Genomic DNA, 19,518 nt, shown 5'->3' on the forward strand with positions numbered 1-19,518 from the left:
AGACTGACGATCGTCACCTGCCCGCAACCGGCAAGCTCGCCCCGATCAGTGACAGTGCCTGCGTATAAGTCGCACAATCGTCGATCGCGGAACTCCTGGAAAATACGCGCTCGAAATGCTCCTCGTCGTTCACATTGCGATCGTGCACCGTGTAGCAATAACCCATCGGGTAATCGATTTGGACCAGCGCGTGCAGCGCGGCCATCTTTGCGACCACATAGAAATCTTCTTCGCGAGCCAAGGCGGGAAAAACCGGCACAACCGACCGGTCCGCAACCATCGACCCCTCCCATGTTCGCCCATAGCTCACCCGCAACAGTTCGCGTTCAGGCCACCAAAGCAGCAGCCGGGACAGGAAACATGCCTTTGCTCCGGTCGCCGCAATCGCCGCCATCTGGAGCGCAAGCCGGTCTTGATGGTAAAGGTCATCATCGTCCCAGTGACACACAAAATCGCCGGATGCCTGCGCAACGCTGAAGTTACGTAATTCACCCAGCACGCGATCCTCGACCTCATGGCATCGGATCGTAGGATCGTTCAGTTCGGCAACCAGTGCGCCCACGGCACTGTCGCGTTTTGCCGTCACGATCACCAGTTCGCGGTTCGCATAGCTCTGCCGCCGATAGCACTCAATCGCAGCCGCCGCCGGAGACGCATCGCCGCGCGAAACCATCAGGCAGGACACCAGCGGCCCTGTAACGACCTGCCCTTCGCGCAATCGTAAAGTTCGATGAAGCGCCGGTGTATATGGCGCCGAAAGCTTCATTTCGAACGTGAGCATTCAAACGCCGCCACGCGCGAGAAACCCGGCATAGTCTGCCACCGGAACGCGCGCTCCGGCCGCGGCCAGTTCACGGTTATAATCGACCTCGGGTATAACAAGGCTCCCGGCTTCGAACCGCCGTTCGAAATGCGCCGCTCCACACGCATTCAAGCCGTGATGCACATAGAAATAACTGTCCGGTGACAGGATCAGACACGACCGGTGATGCCGTTCGAGCATTTGCGCGACACGGGTATCCTCCGCCAGATTTTCGGCGGCATAGATAGGGATCGCCTCGCGCTTGACGAGCATGGTGTTTTCCCATCCCCGCGCTTCCGATTTCGCCAGCCACCGTCGCGCAGGCCACCACAATGTGATCGCTCCGAAATAGCAAGCCGTGGAATAGCTCTGCGCTAGTGCCGCTGTCTGCAGCTCAAGCCGGTCAGGAGCGCTCAGATCGTCGTCGTCCCATTGGCAGATCAGCTCGCCCGACGATTGCGCGATACTGATATTGCGCAAATCGCCCAACGAAGCCGGAGCCACAGATACAAATTTGATCGTCGGGTCGCCGATTTCCGCGATCATGTCGCGGAGACTGGTATCGGCGGCTGCGGAAACCACAATCAGCTCGCGATTGGCATAAGTCTGCCGCCGGTAGCATTCGATCGCGAATACCGCTGGATAAATCACCCCCCGCGACACCATCACGCACGAGATTAATGGCCCAGCAACTTCGAAACCGGCGGCCACGGTCATCGAGCCCTCTATCTTTCGACCATCGGGTTCACGCAACAGGACCGGAACCACCCGCGTCACCACGCAGTGCCGTCCGCCAGATGAGAGGCATAGTCTGTCATGGGCAATGACGACGCCAGCGCGGCGATCTGCGCGTCGTAGCGATCTGCCGAAATGACCTCGCTAGCCCAACTCACCATGGTTTCGAAATGTGCATTCTCATAGCTATTGGCTCCATGGACGATGTAGCAATAGAGCGAAGGCCGGTCGATCAGCAGCGTCGCGTGCATCGAACAAAGGCGCGCTATCGTGATATTATCCTCCGCCAGCGCCTGAGCTGGATAGGCTGGCAATACATCCCGGCCGACCAGCATACTGCCCTCCCATGTCCTGCTTCCCGACACAGCAAGCTGACGCCGCGCAGGCCACCAGATCAACCAGCGCTTCAGGAATACCGCGGCAACATCGTGGCTGAGCAGCGCTGCCATCATGAACTCCAGCCGCCCGGCATCGTAAAGGTCATCGTCGTCCCACTGGCAAAGAAAATCACCGCGCGCGTGTGCAACCGATATATTGCGCAACTCACCCAGCGAAGCAGGGGCGGCTTCGACATAACGGATCGTCGGATCGCCCAGGCTGGCGACTAACGCTTCGATCGCACTGTCGGCAACATCGCAAACGATCACCAGCTCACGGTTCCGCCAGCTTTGTCGCCGAAAACAGTCCAACGCGAATGCAGCGGGCAGTTTGCCACCGCGCGTAACCATCAGGCACGATATCAGCGGACCGGAAACCCGTTCACCCGCCTCGAACGAATAGGCCCCACTCTGCGGTGACTTCGCGGGGGCAAGTCTGATCGTAGAAACCGCTATGGCCATCAGCCACCCTAACCGACCCGCGACCGGCGGCAAGCCTGACATGGCAATCAGCCAATGATGATTTCTGACAGTATAACGCGTTTGCGCCACGCATGGGCGACGGACCAACGCCATGTTCTTCTGTCCGCGCTAGGGTCCATTGCACAGCGGGTTGCTACACAATGCTAGGTCGTTGTTAATCTTCTGTCGGCAGCATGGGCTGGCAACGCAGAAATCCGGGATCGCGATCATGAAATCGAAAACGAAATTGATATGTGGCATCTCGGCGCTGATCGTTGGCGTGGCGGCTAGCGCACAGGTCGCGACGGTGAAAACTGCCGCCCAGACAAGTAAAGTTGCCGCCCTGCTCAATGGCGCATCCCGCGCGCTCCTCGCCCCCACCCCGATGGCAAATCCGGCAGCCGCGGCAACGCCTGCCGTTGCAGCACTGCCGCCCCTCGATCTTTCCGATATGCGGATGTGGAACTGGAACGGGAAATGGCTCGCGTCCGAATGGGACAATGTGAACGGCCCAATTCCGTGGCGCTACAACCATATCGTCCAGAAATCGGGCAAGGATACCGTGTTCACACTCGACGCTACGGGAGCACCACAGCTTCAGGGCATGAACGGCACGCCAGCCTATACGCGCGGGCTTTGGGAAACGGAGGTCACGCTGCCATCACTGCACGAAGGCGTAATCGTCGCGCCACTCTGGATCTACGACACCGGCAGCAAGGACGAAATCGACTTCGAATTTGCAGGGCGCAGGGGCCTGGACGTGTCGATGCACGTTTACGTCAACGGCGTGCATCAGCAGAACACCGTCCGCCTGTTCGCAGGCACTGATATGTCGGGACAGCGCCATCGCTTCGGCATCAAGATCGATGAAACTGCGGGCTATGTCGAAATGTATGTCGACGGCCAGCGCGTCCACCGCTGGGAGCGCAGCAGCACCACGTCCTTCATCTCACATCCTATGAAACCGTGGATCGAGATGTGGCCGACCAACCCCTCGAACGCGGGCTTTGTGCAATGGGCCGGACAGTGGAAAGGCCTCGCCCCCAATGAAAAGCTGACCATGACGGTTCACGGCTACGGCTACGGCTACACCACAATCCCCTGATCACGGGGCCGTTCACAGAATGTCTGGCTGGGGCGGCAGGATTCGAACCTACGAATGGCGGCATCAAAAGCCGCTGCCTTACCACTTGGCGACGCCCCAACAGAGCAAGCGCCCTTAGCCGGGGCGAATGCTGCTGAAAAGGGGGTGTAGAGCCTGTTTCAAAAGAGTCTCTCGACCCAATTGTGCGGATCGGGGGCCAATCCACGCTGAATATCGACGAGCCGCGCGCGCAGTTTCTCGGTCAACTGGCCGGGACCACCACTGCCAATCGTGAACGACTGGCCCTCATCCTGCACGACGCCGATCGACGTGACGACGGCTGCGGTCCCGCAGGCGAAAGCTTCAGTCAACCGTCCGCTCGTCGCATCGGCGCGCCATTGGTCGATCGAATAACGCTCCTCACGCACCGTCAGACCTTCGTCATGAGCCAGTTTGATGATCGATTCGCGCGTGATGCCGGGCAGGATCGTCCCTTCCAGTGGGGGCGTCGAAATCGACCCGTCATCGAACACGAAAAACGTGTTCATGCCGCCCAATTCCTCGACCCAGCGATGTTCGGCGGCGTCGAGAAACACCACCTGATCGCATCCCTGCCGCACGGCTTCAGCCTGAGCAATCAGGCTGGATGCGTAATTTCCACCGCATTTGGCGGCGCCCGTCCCGCCCGGTGCCGCGCGGGTATAGTGACGCGACACGCCGAGTGAGATCGCCTTGGCACCGCCCTTGAAATAGGCTCCCACAGGCGATGCAATGACGATAAACAAATATTCGTTCGACGGCCGCACGCCAAGGAACACCTCGCTCGCGAACATGAACGGGCGGAGGTAAAGCGCCCCACCCTCACCATGCGGAATCCAGTCGCGGTCGATCGCCACCAGTTTGCGCACCGAATCGAGAAACAGCGCTTCGGGCACTGGCGGCATCGCCATGCGTTCTGCTGACTGCGCAAAACGGCGGGCGTTGGCGTCGGCACGGAACAGCGCGGCACCGCCGTCGGCCAGCCGATACGCCTTCATCCCTTCGAATATTTCCTGCGCATAATGGAGAACCGCAGTTGCCGGGTCCATCGGGATAGGCGCACGCGCAGTGATTTGCGCATCGTGCCAGCCTTTTTCACGCGAAAATCGAACCACCGCCATGTGGTCGGTAAAGACCTTGCCGAACCCCGGATCGACCAGCAGGACATCGCGATCGGCAGCGCTGACGGGCGAGGCATGGGCTTCGGTCCTGAACTCCAATGTGTCGCCGCCATCCATCAAAACTGTCCTCGAGTAATCATTTGCGATTTCGTATCCCCACTGGCAAAAAGGGTCAACATGGCTGGCCAAACTTCTACCACCGGGGCGTCCCCGTTATTTTTGCGAGATGCCGAAATCCGGCGCGGCGGAGAACTTTTGTTCTTTGGATACAGTCGCATGACGCGCGCGCTCGACGAACAGCTTATCGAACAGGGTCTGGGACGCGCGCATCACCGGGCACTGTATTTCATTTCGCGCCACCCCAATCTGACGGTCGGCGAATTACTGCGCATGTTGCTGGTGACTAAACAGTCGCTGGGCCGCGTGCTGACCGAACTGACCGAACGTGGGTATATCGAAACCCGACCCGGCCGCGACGACCGTCGCCAAAAGCTTCTACGTCTGAGCGAAACCGGCACGGTGCTGGAAGCCAAGCTGTTCGAATCGATGAAGGAACGCATCGGTGCCGCCTATGCCCATGCCGGACAGCACGCGGTAACAGGGTTCTGGCAGGTGCTGGAAGGGCTGATCCCTCCCGAAGACCGCGCCCTGATGGCCGACATCAACCGGCGCGGCTAGCCGCTGCCATTTCGGCGTTACGGGCCTGAGCAGCCGCCAGCGTATCGGTCAGCAACCGAATCAGCGCGCCGTCGTGATCGAGGACATCCAGCCCCTTGCGGGTCGATCCACCCTTGCTCGCAACCCGGTCGGCCAGCACTGCGGGGGACACATCCGAAGCGGCCGCCAGCAGCCCCGATCCCTCGATCGTGGCAATCGCCATCCGCTGCGACTGATCCCCGACAGGCCAATCGCCACGCCCGCTTGCGTCAGGGCGTCAATAAACCGGTACAGGAAAGCCGGGCCGGAACCGGCAAGCGCGGTAACGGCATCGAACTGATGCTCATCTGCGATCCATTCTACCAACCCGAGCGGCTGCATAAGCGTATCCACTTGGGCGCTATGGTCGCCATGCAAGGCAACCACGCCCTTGCCGATCGTCACGGGAAGGTTCGGCATCGCCCGCACGACCGCCCTCGCGACGGGGAAACAACGTCGCAGCGTTGAGGTTTCGGTGCCTGCAAGGATCGAAATTACGGTCGCACCGGCACTCGCCGCTGACAGTTGCGGCGCGACGTCGAGGAGGTGAAACGGTTTGAACCCGAGCATAAGAATCGCCGGGGCTGGTTCATTCGGCACTTCGGTCACCACCCGCACACCGTTTGCAACCGGCTTACCGCTTGGCCGAACCACAGTGACGCGCGACGGGTCCAGTCCCGTTTCCAGCCAGCGAGACAGCATCGCGCCCGCCATATTGCCGCAACCGATCAGCCAGATCGCACTTATGCCCGCCTCGCTCATGCTTCGCTCAAGCCTCGCCGCGCGTTTCGACCATAGCGGCTGCGATCGCATCCTTTGGCGACTTGCCACCCCACAGAACGAACTGGAACACCGGATAAAATCGGTCGATCTCGTCCACGGCAGTCTCGATCAGCGTCTCCGCCTGATCGAGCGAAAGCACGCCATCGTCGGTCAGCAGCGCGGCGTGACGGAACAACAGGCTGCCGTTACCCGCCCAATACTCAAAATGCCCGATCCACAACTGCTCGTTGATGAGGCCGATGGTTTCATAAATCACAGCAGCCTGATGGTCGGGCACGCGGATGTCGGGAAACGCGAGAAACTGCAGCACCGCATCGTCATTGCGATAAACGCCGCGCAGTTCGTAACTGCCCCACGCGCCCGCAGTAGAGGCTACGATCTCCTCGTCGCCGACACGCTCATTGGTCCAGCTATGCGCGTCGAACCACGCCTCGAGCATCTCGATCGGCTCGCTGCTGTTTCCGTCTTCGTCGATGGTGCTCACTCTCATGCCGTTACGGGTGACGTGGAGTCGTCCGCTAGGCAAGCACCACGCCAATGATAACTGTGGATAAAACCGACTATTTCTTGCCTGCTTCCAAAGCAGCAAGGCGCGTTTTCAGTTCATCGACCTCGTCGCGCGCAGCGGCCGCCATGGCTTTAACGGCTTCGAATTCATCGCGGCTGACGAACTCCAGTCCGCCGATCCATTCCTTGGCCTTCTCGCGAACGCCGGCTTCGGCCTCACGGGTCATCCCGGCAACAGTGCCGGCCGCGCCGTTGAAGAACTTTGAAACGTCGTCGAAAAACTTGTTTTCGGTCTGCATGGGTAAAGCCTTTCCCGGAAAATCGTCAAAGCTCTATTTGGGTATGGGGACGCGCTGGCACAAGCGTTTCTGCATTAGGATTCAGCGAATGAACCTGCCAGTTGAGAATGCTGGCAAAACACAACCACGCCAGATACGGAACCATCAGCCACGCCGCCGCGGCCCGCACCCGCCCGAACGCGAATGTCGTCGCAACGGCGAGCGCGAAAATCAGCAGGATGAGCACAAACGACACGACCACCTGATGGGCGGCAAAAAACAGCGGCGACCAGGCAAGATTCGCAATGAATTGAAGCACGAACAGCGCAATCGCAGGCCCGCGAAATCGAGCGCGCCGCGCATTCAGGATCATCGCCAGCGCAATGCCCATCAGAATGTAAAGCACCGTCCAGGCCGCGCCGAACGCCCATCCGGGTGGCATCGCGGCGGGCCGAACCAGCGCCTCAAACCAGCGGTTGCCGGCACTCGATCCCGCGACCCGCCCCGACAGGAATCCGAGAAACACGAGCAGAGGCACCGTAAACAGCACCCACCGCACGAACGACATACGCAACTGATCGCGCGATGCTAGTTCACCCATTCGTCTATCCTAAAGGGCGATTCGTCGCGCGGTCAAACCATCGCGTGTGCCGCAATCAGAAATTCCACATTTCCTTCGGGTCCGGTGATCGGGCTTTCGACGATTCCCTCAACGCGCCACCGTTTGGCCGTCACCCATTCGGCGACGCCTTCACAGGCGGAACGGTGTAATTCGGGATCGCGAACCACGCCCCCCTTGCCCACCGCATCACGTCCGACTTCGAACTGCGGCTTGATCAGCGCCATCAGTCGCGCATTGGGTTTTGCAAAGGTCAGTGGCCGTTCCAGCACCTTTGCCAGCCCGATAAAGCTCGCATCACAAACGATAATATCGACCGATTCGGGAATATGCGCCGCCGTCAGGATACGCGCGCTGGTCTGTTCCAGCACGACAACGCGCTGGTCCTGCCGCATTTTCCATGCAAGCTGGTTCGTCCCCGAATCCACGGCATAGACCTTGGTCGCGCCCTTGGTCAGCAGAACATCGGTGAATCCGCCGGTCGACGATCCGACATCCATCGCCACCGCGCCGGTCACGTCCCAGCCGAAATGATCAAGGCCATGCGCCAGCTTGACGCCCCCGCGTGACACCCACGGATGATCACGGCCCCTGACATCGAACAACACATCATCCGCCACCGGCTGCCCGGCCTTTTCGACCCGTCGTTCACCGATAAAGACATTCCCTGACAAGATCAGCGCCTGCGCACGCGCGCGGCTTTCGCATAGGCCCAGATCGACGAGGCGTTGGTCGGCACGGAGACGTTTCATACGCCTCCTTATCGCTGAAAGTCAGACTTTGCGCGTCCCAAAGACAATTGCCGCGGAACCAATACCCTAGTGAGTTAGTATGAATACTAGAAGCCCGACTAACGCAAAGAATCGCTGCCTCTCTCTCAACGCTCGTTTCAAAGGTGAATCCGATGAACATCACCAGCAATTCCCGACCTGCCGTATTCACGCTGCCCGGTCTCGGTAACAGCGGCCCCGACCATTGGCAGACACATTGGGAGGCGACCCAGCCCGACGTATCGCGGGTCGAACTGGGGATGTGGAACGCCCCGCGCCGCAATCCTTGGGTAACGAAACTCGAACAATCGCTGCGTGGCACTGACGCGCCGGTCATACTCGTCGCCCATAGTCTCGGCTGCCTGACCGTCGCATGGTGGGCCGCACTGGCAACGCCATCATGGGGAGCGCCGGTCGCAGCGGCACTGCTGGTCGCGCCGCCCTGTTTCGAATCCGACAGCTTTCCCGTTCTGACCAGGGAATTTGGGCACCTCCCTCAGTCACCCCTGCCTTTCCCTACCATCGTGGTCGCCAGTCATGACGATCCCTATGCGCGATTTGCCGACACGGCTGGCATGGCAAATGATTGGGGAGCACATCTGGTGGACGCAGGCACCATCGGACACATCAACGCGCTGTCAGGGCTGGGCGTCTGGCGCGAAGGGCTCGTGCTGCTCGACCGACTGAAACATTTTGTACGAACTGGCGACGCCAGCGCGCTATCCACCGTCCAGAATGACTATGATCGGGCCGTCGCTGACTATGGCAGAAACGATCCGGCCGCGCCTTTTCACGCAGCAGAACCGACCCGGCTTTAAGCGCGTACCTCTTCGACAACGCCGACGCTGTTCATCCGCAGCGCCTTCAGCACCGTCTCGACAATCGATTCCGCGTCGAGCCCGGCTTCCTTATATTGAAGTTCGGGCTTGTCGTGATCCTGAAACACATCCGGCAAACGCAGCGTGCGTAACTTCAGGCCGCCGTCGATCAGCCCCTCATCACTCGCCATTGTCAGCACATGCGCGCCAAGGCCACCGATGCTGGCTTCCTCGACCGTGACCGCAACCTCGTGTGAAATCAACAGCTTGCGGATAAGTTCAACATCCAGCGGCTTGGCAAAACGCAGATCTGCGACAGTCGTCGACAACCCTTTGGCGTCGAGAATATCGGCCGCCTTCAACGCTTCGGCCAACCGCGTGCCAAGTGACAGGATCGCCACCTTCTTGCCCTGCCGCACGATCCGGCCTTTGCCGATCTCCAGCAGTTCCGGCACTTCGGGCAATGCAACCCCGGTCCCGTTGCCCCGCGGATAACGCACCGCGATCGGCCCGCTGTCATGCATCGCGCAGGTGTGAACCATGTTGACCAGTTCCGCCTCGTCCGCCGCTGCCATCACGACGAAATTCGGCAGCGACGCCAGATAGGTCACATCGAACGACCCCGCGTGAGTCGCACCGTCCGCCCCGACCAGTCCAGCGCGATCGATCGCGAAACGCACCGGCAAATTCTGGATCGCCACGTCATGCACGACCTGATCGTAAGCGCGTTGCAGGAACGTCGAATATATCGCGCAGAACGGCCGCATCCCTTGCGCCGCCAGCCCGGCAGCAAAAGTCACCGCGTGCTGTTCGGCGATCCCCACATCGAAACTGCGGTCGGGAAATGCCGCCCCGAACGAATCGACACCTGTCCCGCCGGGCATCGCAGCCGTGATCGCGCAGATCGTCGGATCGCGCTCACCCTCTGCGATCAGCGCCTTGGCAAACACGCTGGTATAGCTTGGCGGCCCCGGAGGTGCCTTTGCCTGAGCGCCTGTGATAACGTCGAACTTCTGCACGCCATGATATTTGTCGGCAGATTCCTCGGCAGGACCATATCCCTTGCCCTTGGTCGTCACGACATGGATCAGGCACGGTCCCTCTGCGGCATCACGCACGTTTTCCAGAACCGGGATCAAATGCTCGAGGTCGTGTCCGTCGATCGGCCCGACGTAATAGAAACCTAGTTCCTCAAACAACGTCCCACCCATCGCCATGCCACGCGCGAACGAATCGGTCTTGCGCGCGGCGGAATGCAGCGCCTTCGGAAGCTTCCGCGCCAGTTTCCGCGCAAGCTCACGAATCGACAGAAACTCGCGGCTCGAAACGATGCGCGCCAGATAGGACGACAGCCCACCGACCGGCGGCGCGATCGACATGTCATTGTCGTTCAGGATCACAATCAGCCGATTGCCCGCCTGCTCGGCATTGTTCATCGCCTCATAGGCCATGCCCGCGGACATCGCGCCGTCACCAATCACCGCGATCGCCTTGCCCGGCTTACCCGCAATCTTGTTCGCCACTGCAAAACCAAGTGCTGCGCTGATCGACGTCGACGAATGCGCCGCGCCGAACGGGTCGTATTCGCTCTCGCTCCGCTTGGTAAAACCCGACAGCCCACCACCCTGCCGCAGCGTGCGGATACGACTGCGTCGCCCGGTCAGTATCTTGTGCGGATAGGCCTGATGCCCGACATCCCAGATCACCCGGTCGCGCGGCGTATCGAAAACATAGTGGATCGCGGTCGTCAGTTCGACCACCCCAAGCCCCGAACCAAGGTGTCCGCCAGTGGTCCCGACGGCAGAAATCATCTCCGCTCGAAGCTCGTCAGCCAACTGCCTGAGCTGGCTCTGATCCAGCTTGCGAAGGTCGCTCGGCGTGTCAACGGTATCGAGCAGCGGCGTTACGGGAATCTCACTCATCCCGACGCTTCTAAACTCAAGCTATCTCAGTCGCAATCGGCACATTTACCACGGACCTCGATAACCGGCCTCACTTGTGAGAAACCCGCGTTGGTCGCAGCAGCCCGGACCCGCGCACTCAGGCTGTCATCGTCGAGGTGAGTGACCTGTCCACAAGTATCGCAAACCAGAAAAATACAGTCGTGGACACAATCCGGATGCGCATTCGCCACATAGGCATTCGCGCTTTCGACCTTTCTCGCCAGATTCGCGGTCACGAACAGGTCGAGAATCCGGTAAACACTGTTAGCGGCAATCCGTCGCCCTTCCGAAGTCGAAACCGCCTCTGCGATATCATAGGCGGAGGCGGGCTTCGGAAACCTCGATAGCGTTTCGAACACGATCGCGCGCATCGCCGTCCACTGCTCACCCGAAGCCTCGAACGCGGTCTGTGCGGCCTTTGCCAGCGGTGCACCGTGATGCAGTGTGTGTTGTGCTCCCATCGCCTTATCCAGATAGGGATTCACAGGCGTTCGGTAAAGTATCAGCCGCGCGCGCTATGATCGGAACCGTGCGCTTTGCGATTAAGCCAATGCGCGCCGGCAAGGAAACTGACCCCGATTATCGTCAGCAAAGCCTCTCGTCCGCCGTGCGGCACGAACAGCGCGGACCCCATGAAAATCAAACCGACCGCGCCGATCAAAGTCGGCAAAACACGCCCATGGCTGAACGCCCCGCCTATCAGGGCAACCGCACCCAGCGTAGTCGCCAGCGCCAGCCCAACCTCATGAATCAACGGATTGCCCAGCCACGATGCGACCGATGACACCAGGCCAAGCAACACAACCGTCGCCACGCAATGAACGACACAAAGGCCGGACAGCGTCACCGCGATCCGATCGATCGTTCCATTACGTAATACGCGGCTAGCCAAGCGATTCTCTCCTTAATGAAATCGCCTATGCACCACGATCATCAAAGATACAATATATCATCATTGACGAACACGGACTTTGCAAATTTGCGTACTCCGAATATATAAGCCACGCGGCGACCACGTTCCCGCCCCGTTGAGGGGATCAAGACCGGGACGGCCCGGCAGCCTGAGGAGGCTGCTATGGCGTGGATTTCATTGATTTTTGCTGGTTTGTTCGAAATTGTCTGGGCCACCGCGATGAAACAGTCGCAAGGCTTCATCCGCATTTGGCCGAGCATCATAACCATAGTCGGTATGCTGATCAGCTTCGGATTACTCTCATGGTCGATGCGAACGCTTCCGTTAGGAACGGCTTACACAATCTGGACAGGTATCGGGGCCGTGGGAGCATTTATCATCGGTATTTTTCTTCTCGGCGAAGCGGCCAGTCCGCTGCGTATTTTAGCAGCACTCCTGATTGTGAGCGGACTCGTCATCATGAAGGTCGCCACTTCCTGACATCAGAATGCACGCAAAGAAGAAGCACAATCTTAAGTCCCTGCCCTCAAATCCCACGAGACAAGGACGCACAGGCATTCGTCGATACTGCCGATCTTTCCAATTACCCTGTCATCGCTAGCGCTGGGTTAATTCGAATTCTCAAGCAAGGATGCGCGGGTTAACATGCATCTGCCTACCGTGATCGCTTTAGAAGCTGAGCATTAATTTATAGCAGCTCGCCTCGAGCGCTTCGGCCGCAGCTTCGTGCCCCTGAGCGTCCTCGTCGACCGCGTTACGGCACCGCAAATCGACGGCAACGGCCGACTTTAGATCGGTCGTGGCGTCGGGCACACCGGTCACGCCAAAGCGATCCGTTTATCATCGAGATCGTGGCTTGTTTCGAGCTTCTGTAGCAATTGCTGGACGGGAAGACGCGCAAGCTCAGGATCAGGCCCCTTAGCACTGGAATCGCAGGCGGCTATGGTCAGGGCGAAACCGATAATAAAGATTCGCTTCGCGGTAACGCAGGCAACGGTTTTTTCCAACACGCTATCCCGATGTCCGTTGAGTTCATGGAATAGGTCTCCCAATTTATCGCCACCTAGTTGGGCTAGTACATAGAATAGCAAAGATATGCCGAGCGACGGAAAACTAGGTTTGCCGTCACCTTTCCCCGGGAGAAACCCCGAAACTACCGACTCTGAGCCAAAGTATCGGAAAACGTGCAGCAAACCTGATCGCATTGCCCAAATGTACGACAACCTCGTTTCAGGGATTTGTCGACAGGCCAAAACCACGCCGCGAAACAATAGAAACGCGCCGCTACAACAAACTCGCCTGCCGATAATCGCGGGAAGTTTGGTCGGAGCCTTTATCCTCAACTGCTTGTTCACATTAAAGCGGCCGAAAACGACCTCAATCGCCGAACGTGAAACGCCGAACTGACCGGCCAGATATCGCACCATATGATCGGTGGCCTGACCCAGTTCGGGGGCTGCCGTCACGCTGATTTTTAGCTGCGCGCCCCTGGATTTGCCGATGGCGTCACGGCTGGCGCTGGGCCTGCCCAAAATGTTGATAACCAGAACATTGCCCTCCCACCAATAGAATGGGAGATTCACGTCGGCGGCGGGTTCGGCTTTTGCCCGTTTCCGCTTCACGCCCGTCGCGGTTTTCGCGACCCGACGCCCAACCCGCTCGCTCTCCAGTCGCTCAGCCCTCCAGCGACCTCAGCAAAGTCCGCACGTCGCTGTCGATCTCGCTATCGCTCGCGCGCAGCTTTTCGATCTGCTTCACCGCATGGATGACCGTCGTATGATCGCGCCCACCGAACCGCCGACCGATTTCGGGAAGCGAACGCGGGGTCAGTTGCTTGGACAAATACATCGCGATTTGCCGTGGACGTGCCACTGCACGCGCCCGCCGCGCCGACACCATTTCCGCGGCACGAATGTTGAAATGGTCCGAAACACGGCGCTGGATTTCGTCGATCGTCACCCGACGACGACCTGCGCGGAACATATCGGCCAGCACGTCCTCAGCAAATGCTTCATCGATCTCGCGACCATTGAGCGAAGCATAAGCCATCAAACGGTTAAGGCCGCCTTCGAGTTCGCGCACATTCGACGCGATCCGGCTCGCCAGCATGTCAAGGACGACCGGCGGTATCGTAACGCTCGGGATTGCCGCAACCTTGGCGTCCACGATCGCACGGCGCAGCGTCAGGTCGGCTGGCTGGATATCGACCACCAGTCCTTGCGTCAGGCGCGACAGGATGCGCCCCTCTATGCCGTCGAGTTCTTGTGGGCTGCGATCCGACGTAATAATCAGCCGCCGTCCGCCGCGCACCAGTTCGTCGATCGTGTAGAGGAATTCCTCCTGCGTGGTGCCCTTGCCCGCGATGAACTGGAAATCGTCGATCATCAGAAGATCGACGGACCGCAGGCGCTCCTTGAACGCCATCGTGTCCTTGTTACGCATGGCGTTGACGAAATCGACCATGAAGCGCTCGGCCGACATCGCAATCGCGCGGGCCTGTGGCTTGCGCGCCATATAACCGTGGCCGATCGCATGGAGCAGATGCGTCTTGCCCTGCCCGGTCGGTCCATAGATGAACAGCGGGTTGAAGCGCATCGGTCCACCCTCGGCGATCGCGCGGCCCGCATTGCACGCGATGCGATTGCCTTCACCGGTCACGAAAGTGTCGAACGTCATGCGCGGATCGAAACGGAATGGCCGTTCGCCGGTTGGCACCTGAGCCTGCGCCGTCGGCTGCTGGACAATCGCCGGTGCCATCTGAACGACATCGGCACATTCGGCGATAATCCGCACGCTCAACACTTCTGGCATGATCGACCGCCACGCCAGTTTCAGCCGATCGGACAAATTGCTCGTGACCCAGTTCGCCATGAAAGCAGAGGGCAGGACCAGCGTGATCGACCGGTCGTTCGGACAATAGTCGCCGAGCCTGATCCGGGACACCCAGTTATCGAAGCTGCGCGCGCCAAGATCGCGACGAAGGCCATCACGCACTTTTGCCCACGCGTCCGCAACTGGACCTTGAGCAACCGGACCTTCAACAACTCGAGCCGCGGCCAAGGGGCCGGAGCCATCGGTGCCGCTCGAATTCATAGTCCCGTTAGATGGCAAGAAAACCTCCCCGTAGTTTCATTCATCGCCAATCAGTTTGTTGCGGCATCGCACCCCCCGCGCCGCAGACAAGCGACTCCGCAAGGCAACGGCCTACATAGACCGCAGCATGTCGAGCACCGCTCTTTTCAATCTGATCAGCAAAAGCGATTCGCTCGCTTGCTAGACATGATTTTTGGGCGGTCCAGACCGGCTTCGCAAGCACGGTCTTTTCAAAAAAGTGAAATAAACATCGTTGACTCGGCAAACACTAGGGAATCCGAGACTTTCAGATTAAGTCTTTGATTTTCTGATATTAAGTGAAAATTGGTGCACTGCACTGACATCCCGAATCGCCGGAATTCCTGACTTTTTTCTGTAATGCACTTGTCACGAAAAACGGCCCGCCGACCGGGTGGTCGACGGGCTGCCTGAAAGAGAAGATTTATGTACCGAAATTAACCAAACGGCGACTTCGGGACAGCTGGATCAGCCGAGAGCGGCAACCCGCTTGGACAGACGCGAGAATTTCCGCGCTACAGTGTTCTTGTGAAGCACGCCCTTGGCAACGCCGCGCGCCATTTCAGGCTGGGCTGCAGCCAGAGCTTCGGCAGCGACGGCCTTGTCGCCCGCCAGCAGCGCCAGTTCGACTTTCTTTACGAAAGTACGGATGCGGCCAACGCGGTTGCCGTTGACGACTGCACGCCGGTCATTACGGCGGATACGCTTCTTTGCTTGCGGCGTGTTCGCCATAGAAACCCTCGGATCGAAATAAGGAAAACAAAAAGCGGCGCGAATCCCGCACCGTTCGGTCGCTGCGCGTAGCGGAGGTCGGCCCGAAGGTCAACTTTGCGGGCGCAATTCGTTACGTTTGGCAGCTTTGGCACCAGAAAGTGGACCGTCCACTGTCCACTGTCCGAATCACCGTCCCGTCTTCACGGGGGCACGGCTGTCCCTCACGTCCATACACCCGCCACTGCTTGGCGAAATAGCCCAATTGTCCATCGGGCCGCGCATAATCCTTGATCGTCGATCCGCCCGCCTCGATCGCCGCCGCCAGAACCGTGCGTATAGACGTCGCGAGCACCTCCAGCCGGCTAAGCGAAATCCGCCCCGCTTGTCTCCCCGGAGCAATCCGCGCCATGTTCAGCGCCTCACACACATATATATTGCCCAAACCCGCCACCACGCGCTGATCGAGCAGCAACGCCTTCACCGGTGCGACCCTGCCCGCAAACACACCCTTCAGATATGCCCCCGACAAAACCTCGCCCAGCGGCTCCGGCCCCAGCGCCGCAAACGGCGGCCATTCCGCCAGCTTCGCCGTCTCCACCAGATCGAGCGAGCCGAATCGCCGGGGATCGTTCAGCGCCAGAACCCGTCCCGCCTCCGTCTCGATCACCAGATGGTCGTGCGGCCCCGGTTCATCGACATCCAGTCGCCATCGCCCCGACATGCCGAGGTGAAAGACCATGCTGTCCCCACGATCCGTCTCGATAATCCCATATTTCGCCCGCCGCGCCAGGCCGGTCACCCGCGCCCCCGTCATCCGCTGCCGCAAATCGACGGGTATCTCTCGCCGCAGATCGGGCCGCCGCACGTCGACACGGACCAGCTGTTGCCCCAGCAAGGCAGGCTCCAGACCGCGCACGGTCGTTTCGACTTCGGGAAGTTCAGGCATGACAATCGGCTAGGATGCGTTTGCGGCGCTCGCAACCCCCCGCTACAGGCTTTGCCATGAGCGAAACCGTATCCTTCGGCTATCAGGACGTAGCCGTTTCCGAAAAGACCGCCCGCGTCGGCGAAGTTTTCACAAGTGTCGCCCGCAATTACGACCGCATGAACGATGCGATGTCGGGCGGGATGCACCGATTGTGGAAGGACCGCTTCGTCCGCCGCGTGAAGCCGCGTGCAGGCGAATTCATCCTGGATATGGCGGGGGGCACCGGCGACATCGCCTTTCGTATGGAGCCATCCGAGGCACAGATCACCGTCGCCGACATCAATGCCGAAATGTTGGAAGTCGGTATCGCCCGCGCCGCCGAACGTGGCATCGACACCCTCGTCTGGACGCAAGCCAACGCAGAATCGCTGACGTTCGATACCAAGAGCTTCGACGCCTACACAATTGCGTTCGGCATTCGAAACGTCACCGACATCCCCGCCGCCCTGTCCGAAGCACACCGCGTCCTGAAGCGCGGCGGACGGTTTTTCTGCCTCGAATTCTCGACGACGGTGTGGCCCGGCTTCGGCGATCTCTATGACGCCTACTCCCACAAACTGGTCCCCCGGATCGGCCAGATGATCGCAGGCGATGCCGACAGCTATCGCTACCTGATCGAATCGATTCGTCGCTTCCCCGACATGCCGACTTTCGAATCGATGATCGCAAAGGCTGGCTTCGTCCAAACCCGCGTCGAACCCATGCTCGGAGGGTTGGTCGCAATCCATAGCGGCTGGAAGATTTGACCCGCTCCGCCACCCACGTCTGGCGCCTCCTGAAATGGGGCCGCATCCTCGCGCGGCATGGCGCTTTGCAGGGGATAGAGCGCGACCCGCTGACCCCGCCGCAAGTCCGCCGCCTGATTCGCGTCGCCCGGTTTGGCGCCCGCATTCCGAAACAGCCCACCTATGCCGACGCATTCCAGGCGATCGGCCCCGCCGCGATCAAGCTCGGTCAGTCGCTCGCCACTCGCCCCGACATCATCGGTGACGTTGCAGCCAAAGACCTTGAGCGCCTTCAGGACCGCCTGCCCGCGCTCCCCTTCCCGGTTATAAAAGCCGCCATCGAACGCGGCCTCGCGCGCCCTGTCGAAGAATTGTTCCTCAGCATCGAGGAAGAACCCGTCGGTGCCGCCTCCATCGCCCAGGTTCACCGTGCCGTCACGACCGAAGGCGTTACCGTCGCGATCAAGGTCATCCGCCCCGGCGTCGAAGCAGAATTCGCCTCCGCTCTCGAGACCTACGAATGGGCGGCGCGCAAGGCCGAACTGGCGGGTGGCGAACTCGCCCGCCTGCGCCCACGCCTGACCATCGCCACCTTCCGCCAGTGGACCCTGCGCGAACTCGATCTTCGCCGCGAGGCCGCCTCCGCCTCCGAACTCGCCGAATCGATGACTGCCGAACCCGGCTTCCGCATCCCGACGATCGACTGGAAGCGCACATCGCGCACTGTCATGACGCTCGAATGGATCGACGGCATAAAGCTGTCGAACCTCGACGCCCTCAACGCAGCGGGCCACAATCGCCGCGCGCTCGCCACCACTCTTGTTCGCGGTTTCCTGCGTCAGGCAATCTCCGAAGGCTTCTTTCACGCCGATCTGCACCAGGGCAATCTTCTGGCCGCTCCCAATGGTGATCTCGTCGCCATCGACTTCGGTATCATGGGCCGCATCGACGTTCGCGCCCGGCGCTGGCTGGCCGAAATCCTGTTCGGCTTGATTACCGGCAACTACCGTCGCGTCGCCGAAATCCATTTCGAGGCGCAATATGTGCCGCCCCACCATAATGTCGCCGAATTTGCGACCGCGCTGCGTTCGGTCGGGGAGCCAATGCGCGGACTGCCCGTCAAGGACATGTCGATCGGCAATATGCTCGATTCGCTGTTCGCGATCACCCGCGACTTCGACATGGCGACCCAGCCGCACCTTTTGTTGCTCCAGAAAACGATGGTCATGGTCGAAGGCGTCGCAACCGCGCTCGATCCCGAAATCAACATGTGGGAAACCGCCGAACCCTTCGTCCGCGAATGGCTGCGCGGCGAACTCGGCCCAGAGGCACGCCTTGCCGATGCCATCGTAGAGAACGTCAAAACCCTCGCCCGGATGCCCGATCTTGTCCGCCGCATCGAAGCGAAGTTTCCGTCAGCAGGCGGTGCGCCTCCGTTGCCTCCGATGGCAGAAGACATATCCGTGCGCTTCAAGGGCGGCTCGCTTGGCTATGTGATGGCAGCACTGGGTGGGGCGGTGCTTTGCGGCGCTACTATTGCGGCAACCCTGTTTCTGCCGCTCCATTAACCGCGTTCGACTAACGCTACTCCCACGGTTTGGGGGGAAGCGGCGGGTCCAGCAGAGCAATATGCGCTGGCCTGCCCGATGCCTGTTGCTTCCCTGATGACAATTTCTGCCTAGAGTTTTGCAATTGGCGGCCAGCTACAGACGCCTGCACCGTCGCCAAAGGCAACCACCGACGGCACGCTTTATCGCGCAATCGATGCCCGGATGGCCCGCGGCGAAAGCTATTATGCAGCCGTAATCGCTGAACACCGCGCTCACCAATTTCCTCTGCACCCGTCCGTAACCGTTCGGCCACCCTTATTGGCCGAGATAACTACGGCCGTCGGCAGCACAACTCGCCGCGTCGGCCCTGATCGTCACGCCGTGCGTGTTCATGATCTTTGGTCGCAGTGAAAATTAATATTGGGTTGCACTCGTCGCTCCGATTCTGACAATCGGGCTGGTCTTCGCTCCTTCCGGCATTGC

At 59.9% G+C, this 19,518-nt stretch carries 22 protein-coding genes, 1 tRNA gene and 1 pseudogene; 6 read left to right on the plus strand and 18 right to left on the minus strand.

Features of this window, described 5'->3' with window-relative positions; all coding sequences use genetic code 11:
* Window positions 1-13 precede the first annotated feature (13 nt).
* Genes D3Y57_RS08180 through D3Y57_RS08190 form a run of 3 tightly spaced genes read right to left on the minus strand, consistent with a single transcriptional unit; the run spans window position 14 to window position 2,376 of the window.
* A complete protein-coding gene (locus tag D3Y57_RS08180) occupies window positions 14-781 on the minus strand; it encodes a glycosyltransferase (protein WP_121152581.1) in 768 nt (255 codons plus the stop codon).
* The gene (locus D3Y57_RS08185) at window positions 782-1,579 is read right to left on the minus strand and encodes a glycosyltransferase (RefSeq protein ID WP_162987052.1); all 798 of its coding nucleotides are present in this window, start codon (window positions 1,577-1,579) and stop codon (window positions 782-784) included.
* Window positions 1,576-2,376 (minus strand): glycosyltransferase family 2 protein, encoded by an 801-nt coding sequence (locus D3Y57_RS08190; RefSeq protein WP_162987053.1) that lies wholly within the window; start codon window positions 2,374-2,376, stop codon window positions 1,576-1,578. Before D3Y57_RS08190 ends, D3Y57_RS08185 begins: the two co-directional genes overlap by 4 nt.
* 229 nt (window positions 2,377-2,605) lie before the next feature.
* Here D3Y57_RS08190 and D3Y57_RS08195 point away from each other — a divergent pair, with 229 nt between their 5' ends.
* Complete coding sequence (locus D3Y57_RS08195) at window positions 2,606-3,481, plus strand: family 16 glycosylhydrolase (RefSeq protein WP_162987054.1); 876 nt, start codon at window positions 2,606-2,608, stop codon at window positions 3,479-3,481.
* Window positions 3,482-3,505: 24 nt separating this feature from the next.
* On the opposite strand, the gene D3Y57_RS08200 is transcribed toward D3Y57_RS08195, so the two are convergent.
* Both D3Y57_RS08200 and D3Y57_RS08205 read right to left on the minus strand, forming a co-directional pair.
* Window positions 3,506-3,580: transfer RNA gene (locus D3Y57_RS08200), tRNA-Gln, on the minus strand.
* Between the two features lie 59 nt (window positions 3,581-3,639).
* Entirely contained in the window at window positions 3,640-4,737 is a 1,098-nt protein-coding gene (locus tag D3Y57_RS08205; RefSeq protein ID WP_121152585.1) for a branched-chain amino acid aminotransferase, read from the minus strand.
* Window positions 4,738-4,797: 60 nt separating this feature from the next.
* Here D3Y57_RS08205 and D3Y57_RS08210 point away from each other — a divergent pair, with 60 nt between their 5' ends.
* On the plus strand, window positions 4,798-5,298 hold the full coding sequence (locus tag D3Y57_RS08210) for a MarR family winged helix-turn-helix transcriptional regulator (RefSeq protein WP_121152586.1): 501 nt from the start codon (window positions 4,798-4,800) through the stop codon (window positions 5,296-5,298).
* On the opposite strand, the pseudogene D3Y57_RS08215 reads toward D3Y57_RS08210, so the two are convergent.
* The 5 genes and pseudogenes from D3Y57_RS08215 to D3Y57_RS08235 all read right to left on the minus strand — a co-directional run bounded on the left by D3Y57_RS08215 (window position 5,282) and on the right by D3Y57_RS08235 (window position 8,255).
* A pseudogene (locus D3Y57_RS08215) lies at window positions 5,282-6,078 on the minus strand (pyrroline-5-carboxylate reductase family protein). The gene D3Y57_RS08210 and the pseudogene D3Y57_RS08215 sit on opposite strands and share 17 nt — an antisense overlap.
* Before the next feature lie 7 nt (window positions 6,079-6,085).
* Window positions 6,086-6,589, minus strand: a complete 504-nt coding sequence (locus D3Y57_RS08220; protein WP_121152587.1) for a type III secretion system chaperone family protein — start codon at window positions 6,587-6,589, stop codon at window positions 6,086-6,088.
* 70 nt (window positions 6,590-6,659) lie between these two features.
* Window positions 6,660-6,905, minus strand: coding sequence for an accessory factor UbiK family protein (locus tag D3Y57_RS08225; protein ID WP_121152588.1), 246 nt, complete (start codon window positions 6,903-6,905; stop codon window positions 6,660-6,662).
* A 25-nt stretch (window positions 6,906-6,930) separates the two neighbouring features.
* Window positions 6,931-7,485, minus strand: a complete 555-nt coding sequence (locus D3Y57_RS08230; protein WP_121152589.1) for a TspO/MBR family protein — start codon at window positions 7,483-7,485, stop codon at window positions 6,931-6,933.
* 32 nt (window positions 7,486-7,517) lie between these two features.
* Complete coding sequence (locus D3Y57_RS08235; RefSeq protein WP_121152590.1) at window positions 7,518-8,255, minus strand: TlyA family RNA methyltransferase; 738 nt, start codon at window positions 8,253-8,255, stop codon at window positions 7,518-7,520.
* 152 nt (window positions 8,256-8,407) lie between these two features.
* On the opposite strand from D3Y57_RS08235, the gene D3Y57_RS08240 reads away from it, so the two are divergent.
* Window positions 8,408-9,091 carry an RBBP9/YdeN family alpha/beta hydrolase gene (locus D3Y57_RS08240; RefSeq protein WP_121152591.1) on the plus strand — a complete coding sequence of 228 codons (684 nt, stop codon included), beginning with the start codon at window positions 8,408-8,410 and terminating at the stop codon, window positions 9,089-9,091.
* Here D3Y57_RS08240 and dxs read toward each other — a convergent pair.
* The 3 genes from dxs to D3Y57_RS08255 are packed head-to-tail and all read right to left on the minus strand — an operon-like array spanning window position 9,088 to window position 11,926.
* Window positions 9,088-11,013, minus strand: coding sequence for a 1-deoxy-D-xylulose-5-phosphate synthase (dxs, locus tag D3Y57_RS08245; protein ID WP_121152592.1), 1,926 nt, complete (start codon window positions 11,011-11,013; stop codon window positions 9,088-9,090). The two genes, D3Y57_RS08240 and dxs, sit on opposite strands and share 4 nt — an antisense overlap.
* 26 nt (window positions 11,014-11,039) lie before the next feature.
* The gene (locus tag D3Y57_RS08250) at window positions 11,040-11,495 is read right to left on the minus strand and encodes a Fur family transcriptional regulator (protein ID WP_121155620.1); all 456 of its coding nucleotides are present in this window, start codon (window positions 11,493-11,495) and stop codon (window positions 11,040-11,042) included.
* 41 nt (window positions 11,496-11,536) lie between these two features.
* A complete protein-coding gene (locus D3Y57_RS08255; RefSeq protein ID WP_121152593.1) occupies window positions 11,537-11,926 on the minus strand; it encodes a MerC domain-containing protein in 390 nt (129 codons plus the stop codon).
* A 183-nt stretch (window positions 11,927-12,109) separates the two neighbouring features.
* Here D3Y57_RS08255 and D3Y57_RS08260 point away from each other — a divergent pair, with 183 nt between their 5' ends.
* Complete coding sequence (locus tag D3Y57_RS08260; RefSeq protein WP_121152594.1) at window positions 12,110-12,427, plus strand: DMT family transporter; 318 nt, start codon at window positions 12,110-12,112, stop codon at window positions 12,425-12,427.
* A 189-nt stretch (window positions 12,428-12,616) separates the two neighbouring features.
* Here D3Y57_RS08260 and D3Y57_RS20150 read toward each other — a convergent pair whose 3' ends face one another.
* The 5 genes from D3Y57_RS20150 to mutM all read right to left on the minus strand — a co-directional run bounded on the left by D3Y57_RS20150 (window position 12,617) and on the right by mutM (window position 16,718).
* Window positions 12,617-12,769 (minus strand): hypothetical protein, encoded by a 153-nt coding sequence (locus D3Y57_RS20150; RefSeq protein ID WP_162987055.1) that lies wholly within the window; start codon window positions 12,767-12,769, stop codon window positions 12,617-12,619.
* Window positions 12,766-13,569, minus strand: a complete 804-nt coding sequence (locus D3Y57_RS08265; protein ID WP_205590105.1) for a DUF167 domain-containing protein — start codon at window positions 13,567-13,569, stop codon at window positions 12,766-12,768. The genes D3Y57_RS20150 and D3Y57_RS08265 overlap by 4 nt, the downstream gene beginning before the upstream one ends.
* A gap of 52 nt (window positions 13,570-13,621) precedes the next feature.
* Window positions 13,622-15,040 (minus strand): chromosomal replication initiator protein DnaA, encoded by a 1,419-nt coding sequence (gene dnaA / locus D3Y57_RS08270; RefSeq protein ID WP_121152595.1) that lies wholly within the window; start codon window positions 15,038-15,040, stop codon window positions 13,622-13,624.
* Window positions 15,041-15,526: 486 nt separating this feature from the next.
* Window positions 15,527-15,790: a 30S ribosomal protein S20 gene (rpsT, locus tag D3Y57_RS08275; protein ID WP_121152596.1), complete on the minus strand. Its 264-nt coding sequence runs from the start codon at window positions 15,788-15,790 to the stop codon at window positions 15,527-15,529.
* A gap of 112 nt (window positions 15,791-15,902) precedes the next feature.
* Window positions 15,903-16,718: a bifunctional DNA-formamidopyrimidine glycosylase/DNA-(apurinic or apyrimidinic site) lyase gene (gene mutM, locus D3Y57_RS08280; RefSeq protein ID WP_121152597.1), complete on the minus strand. Its 816-nt coding sequence runs from the start codon at window positions 16,716-16,718 to the stop codon at window positions 15,903-15,905.
* 56 nt (window positions 16,719-16,774) lie between these two features.
* Here mutM and D3Y57_RS08285 point away from each other — a divergent pair, with 56 nt between their 5' ends.
* Together D3Y57_RS08285 and ubiB are read left to right on the plus strand one after the other, a co-directional pair.
* The gene (locus D3Y57_RS08285; RefSeq protein WP_121152598.1) at window positions 16,775-17,506 is read left to right on the plus strand and encodes a class I SAM-dependent methyltransferase; all 732 of its coding nucleotides are present in this window, start codon (window positions 16,775-16,777) and stop codon (window positions 17,504-17,506) included.
* Window positions 17,503-19,053 carry a 2-polyprenylphenol 6-hydroxylase gene (gene ubiB / locus D3Y57_RS08290; RefSeq protein ID WP_121152599.1) on the plus strand — a complete coding sequence of 517 codons (1,551 nt, stop codon included), beginning with the start codon at window positions 17,503-17,505 and terminating at the stop codon, window positions 19,051-19,053. Before D3Y57_RS08285 ends, ubiB begins: the two co-directional genes overlap by 4 nt.
* Window positions 19,054-19,518 lie beyond the last annotated feature (465 nt).

The organism is Sphingomonas paeninsulae, from assembly GCF_003660165.1.
Lineage (GTDB): Bacteria > Pseudomonadota > Alphaproteobacteria > Sphingomonadales > Sphingomonadaceae > Sphingomonas_O > Sphingomonas_O paeninsulae.

Excerpts from the sequence above, each read along its gene's own strand:
- D3Y57_RS08180 (WP_121152581.1), bottom strand. The coding sequence starts at position 781 with ATGCTCACGTTCGAAATGAAGCTTTCGGCGCCATATACACCGGCGCTT.
- D3Y57_RS08190 (WP_162987053.1), bottom strand. The coding sequence starts at position 2,376 with ATGGCCATAGCGGTTTCTACGATCAGACTTGCCCCCGCGAAGTCACCG.
- D3Y57_RS08195 (WP_162987054.1), top strand. The coding sequence starts at position 2,606 with ATGAAATCGAAAACGAAATTGATATGTGGCATCTCGGCGCTGATCGTT.
- D3Y57_RS08205 (WP_121152585.1), bottom strand. The coding sequence starts at position 4,737 with ATGGATGGCGGCGACACATTGGAGTTCAGGACCGAAGCCCATGCCTCG.
- D3Y57_RS08210 (WP_121152586.1), top strand. The coding sequence starts at position 4,798 with ATGGCTGGCCAAACTTCTACCACCGGGGCGTCCCCGTTATTTTTGCGA.
- D3Y57_RS08220 (WP_121152587.1), bottom strand. The coding sequence starts at position 6,589 with ATGAGAGTGAGCACCATCGACGAAGACGGAAACAGCAGCGAGCCGATC.
- D3Y57_RS08225 (WP_121152588.1), bottom strand. The coding sequence starts at position 6,905 with ATGCAGACCGAAAACAAGTTTTTCGACGACGTTTCAAAGTTCTTCAAC.
- D3Y57_RS08230 (WP_121152589.1), bottom strand. The coding sequence starts at position 7,485 with ATGGGTGAACTAGCATCGCGCGATCAGTTGCGTATGTCGTTCGTGCGG.
- D3Y57_RS08235 (WP_121152590.1), bottom strand. The coding sequence starts at position 8,255 with ATGAAACGTCTCCGTGCCGACCAACGCCTCGTCGATCTGGGCCTATGC.
- D3Y57_RS08240 (WP_121152591.1), top strand. The coding sequence starts at position 8,408 with ATGAACATCACCAGCAATTCCCGACCTGCCGTATTCACGCTGCCCGGT.
- dxs (WP_121152592.1), bottom strand. The coding sequence starts at position 11,013 with ATGAGTGAGATTCCCGTAACGCCGCTGCTCGATACCGTTGACACGCCG.
- D3Y57_RS08250 (WP_121155620.1), bottom strand. The coding sequence starts at position 11,495 with ATGGGAGCACAACACACACTGCATCACGGTGCACCGCTGGCAAAGGCC.
- D3Y57_RS08260 (WP_121152594.1), top strand. The coding sequence starts at position 12,110 with ATGGCGTGGATTTCATTGATTTTTGCTGGTTTGTTCGAAATTGTCTGG.
- dnaA (WP_121152595.1), bottom strand. The coding sequence starts at position 15,040 with ATGAATTCGAGCGGCACCGATGGCTCCGGCCCCTTGGCCGCGGCTCGA.
- rpsT (WP_121152596.1), bottom strand. The coding sequence starts at position 15,790 with ATGGCGAACACGCCGCAAGCAAAGAAGCGTATCCGCCGTAATGACCGG.
- mutM (WP_121152597.1), bottom strand. The coding sequence starts at position 16,718 with ATGCCTGAACTTCCCGAAGTCGAAACGACCGTGCGCGGTCTGGAGCCT.
- D3Y57_RS08285 (WP_121152598.1), top strand. The coding sequence starts at position 16,775 with ATGAGCGAAACCGTATCCTTCGGCTATCAGGACGTAGCCGTTTCCGAA.